This window comes from Streptomyces sp. NPDC057543 (assembly GCF_042801895.1).
In the GTDB taxonomy this organism is placed as follows: domain Bacteria; phylum Actinomycetota; class Actinomycetes; order Streptomycetales; family Streptomycetaceae; genus Streptomyces.
This window is the reverse complement of sequence record NZ_JBHVFF010000595.1, coordinates 1-1253: the sequence shown is the minus strand read 5'-3', so window position 1 is coordinate 1253 and position 1253 is coordinate 1. Positions and strand designations below refer to the sequence as shown.

Below are 1253 nucleotides of genomic sequence, written 5' to 3'. Positions count from 1 at the left end.
CTACATCGAGATCGAGTACAACCGCAGCCGACTCCGCAGGCACCCCGAGTACGGGTACGTCACCCCGCTCGAAACGAGAACCTTGCTCAAGCAAGCCCTCACCCCCGCAGCGTAAACACCCGCTGTCCAGGACCCGGGGGGAACTTCAACCGCCGACGCCTCACCGACCACAACGGACGGTGGCAAAGGCCCTCGGCAGACGGGATCGAACTGTTCGACCTCCAGGCGGTAACGGTCACCCGCTACCGCTACAGAGGCAACACGATCCCCACCCCCTGGACACGCCTCAACCACGCCTGAACGGCAGAGTCCGTGGAGAGCCCGGTACTCGGAGACGGGTACGCCGGGTTCGGCGAGCGGCACGGAGAAACGGACCAGTGGCAACACCGGCACCGCGCTCCGTGCCGACTCAACAGGCACCCCCCGCACTGCTGTTCCAGCGGATTGAGTTCAGGATCAGGTTCTGACGCCAAAAGTCCGTGACGAAGTGCTTGGCGTCAACGGCCGTATCGGTGGTCCCCATGGCCGGAAGCGTGCAGCTGCTTGTCGCCTTCCCACCCGGGCATCGGCTCGGCCGACCACGGGAGCCTCTTGGCGTACTCCTCGTACCCGGCGGGCGTCTCATGGAGGGCGACTTGGGCGTCGCGCAGGTCCTGCGGGAAATCGAAAGCGGGGCTGTTCTTAGGCACGAGCCAATGCTATGTCTGTTCGAATATCGGATGCGACGCACCGAAGCACCCCAAAACAGGTCACCCAACCCCGAAACGCTGCCCATCACAGCCCGCCCCTGCCACACTGAACCCGGCCTCGCCGCCACCCCCGTCGGCGAGGCCGCTACCCGGAGGTACCCATGACGTGTGGAAGCTGCGGCGCTGCAGCCAGCCAGGGCCCCGACGGCACATGGATCTGCTCCAACCAATGCGGCTGGTCCTCCACCACTCCAGCCACGACAACCCCAGAGATCACCACCACGCGCTGCCGCGGCTGCGAAGCCGAAGTCCACGGCCTCGACGGCCGCTACGCATGCGGACTCTGCGGATGGTCCAACCACTGGGACGAAGGACACCGCCCCCTGCCCGCCGCAAGCAGCACCCCCAGGAGCACCAAAACCCTGCGGTAAACACGCGAAGCGGCTCACCATCCCCCCAGGGCCCCGGCAAAGTCCTTTGGTAGCTCTGTGACGTGGGGTTTTGCGGGCGGATGGGGTGCGCGGGCGTGTTCCGGTCGGGTTGGATGGAGGTTCCTACGCCGTC

At 66.1% G+C, this 1253-nt stretch carries 1 protein-coding gene; it reads right to left on the bottom strand.

Annotated features, from left to right (window positions below; all coding sequences use genetic code 11):
• Window positions 1-497: 497 nt before the first annotated feature.
• Window positions 498-689 (bottom strand): hypothetical protein, encoded by a 192-nt coding sequence (locus tag ACFU8Q_RS41540; RefSeq protein ID WP_384465425.1) that lies wholly within the window; start codon window positions 687-689, stop codon window positions 498-500.
• Between the last annotated feature and the right edge of the window lie 564 nt (window positions 690-1253).